At 54.7% G+C, this 1,086-nt stretch carries 1 protein-coding gene; it reads right to left on the reverse strand.

All coding sequences use genetic code 11. The annotated features are described in order from the left end of the window. A partial coding sequence (locus PG899_RS24090; protein WP_270697821.1) for an IS4 family transposase occupies nucleotides 1-995 on the reverse strand: 995 nt, incomplete at its 3' end. Nucleotides 996-1,086 lie beyond the last annotated feature (91 nt).

The raw sequence follows: 1,086 nt of genomic DNA on the forward strand, positions 1-1,086 counted from the left end.
CATGCCTTATGGAAATCCTCAATCCGCCAGCGATGGGTGTATATGTCGATGACGCGCAAGGCTTGGGCTAGCGACTCGACCGGTTCGCTGGTCAACAATAACCATTTCAACGGTGTCTCACCCTTGGGCGGGTTAATCTCCTCGGCCAGCACCGCGTTGAGCGTGATATTCCCCTGTTTTAGCGTGATGCGGCCACTGCGCAGGCTCAGGCTCGCCTTGCGGGCTGGCCGATTCTTGCGTTTGCCGCGTTTATCCACCACACCCTTTTGCGGAATACTGATCTGATAGCCCCCCAGCTCTGGTTGGTTTTTCAGATGGTCATACAGATACAGCCCAGACTCTACGTCCTTACGCGGGTGTTTGGAGCGCACCACGAAGCGCTCGTTATGCGCCAGTTTGTCCTGCAGATAAGCATGAATATCGGCTTCGCGGTCACAGACTGCAATCACGTTGCGCATCATGCTGCCCATGCGTAACCGGCTGGTTGCTGCCGCTGCCAGCCATTTGCCACTCTCCTTTTCATCCGCATCGGCAGGGTCATCCGGACGCATCCACCACTCTTGATGCAGTAATCCTACGGTGCGGAATGTGGTGGCCTCGAGCAAGAGCACGGAGTGAACCCACCATCCACGGGATTTATCCTTTACCGTCCCCAGCTTGCCAAGCTCTTCGGCTACCTGGTGGCGATAACTCAAAGAGGTGGTGTCCTCAATGGCCAGCAGCTCGGGAAACTCCCGCGCCAACTTGACCGTTTGCATGGCGCCAGCCTTTCTGATCGCCTCGGCAGAGACGTTGGGATTACGGATAAATCGGTAAGCGCCTTCCTGCATGGCTTCACTACCCTCTGATGAGATGGTTATTGATTTACCAGAATATTTTGCCAATTGAGCGGCAACGTTAACCAAGCGGGCAGTACGGCGAGGATCACCGAGCGCCGCCGAAGAGAACACAGATTTAGCCCAGTCGGCCGCATGATGAAGAGCAGAAGTTAGCATGATCGTTACCATGTTGGGAGTCACATGGAAGATCAGATCCTGGAAAACGGGAAAAGTTCCGTTCAGACCGCTATTTGTGTATAAGAGTCAG

The organism is Aeromonas sp. QDB39, assembly GCF_027707585.1.
Classification (GTDB): Bacteria; Pseudomonadota; Gammaproteobacteria; order Enterobacterales; family Aeromonadaceae; genus Aeromonas; species Aeromonas hydrophila.